1 protein-coding gene is annotated in these 771 nt (G+C 66.8%); it reads left to right on the top strand.

Annotated features, from left to right (window positions below; all coding sequences use genetic code 11):
* Positions 1-771: ketoacyl-synthetase C-terminal extension domain-containing protein (locus ON39_RS33860; protein WP_040740324.1), on the top strand; the 771-nt coding region annotated here is incomplete at both ends.

The raw sequence follows: 771 nt of genomic DNA, 5'->3' as shown, positions 1-771 counted from the left end.
CCGCGGTCAACCAAGACGGCGCCTCCAACGGACTCACCGCACCCAACGGACCCGCCCAACAACGCGTCATCCGACAAGCCCTCACCAACGCCGGACTCCAACCACACGACATCGACGCCGTCGAAGCACACGGCACCGGAACAAAACTCGGCGACCCCATCGAAGCACAAGCACTACTGGCCACCTACGGACAACACCGCCAACAACCCCTCTGGCTCGGCTCCATCAAATCCAACATCGGCCACACCCAAGCCGCCGCAGGCATCGCCGGAATCATCAAAATGATCAAAGCCATACAACACGGGATCCTCCCCCGCACCCTCCACATCGACAAACCGACCTCACACGTCGACTGGAGCACCGGAGCCGTCCAACTACTCACCGAACAACAACCATGGCCCGAACACGACCGACCCCGCCGCGCAGCGGTATCCGCCTTCGGCGTCAGCGGCACCAATGCCCACGTGGTGCTGGAGCAGCCTCCCGCCGACCCGGCACCCATGCCACCGCGACCCGAGGTGGCCGCGCTGCCGTGGTTGTTGTCGGCCAAGACACCCGAGGCGTTGCGGGCACAGGCCGAGCGGCTGTCGACGCTCGACGACGCGGACCCGGCCGACGTCGCCTGGTCGCTCACCGGCCGCGCCACGTTCGACCATCGTGCGGTGGTCGTCGGGACCGACCGCGATGAACTGCGCGCCGGTTTGCTCGCGCTCGTGGACGGAATACCGTCCGGCACCGTCGTCGAAGGAGTAGCGGGCGCCGCGGGCGAGA

The organism is Nocardia tenerifensis NBRC 101015 (genome assembly GCF_000308715.1).
Classification (GTDB): domain Bacteria; phylum Actinomycetota; class Actinomycetes; order Mycobacteriales; family Mycobacteriaceae; genus Nocardia; species Nocardia tenerifensis.
Note: the sequence above shows the minus strand (reverse complement) of the source record. Positions and strands in the feature narration are given on the sequence as shown.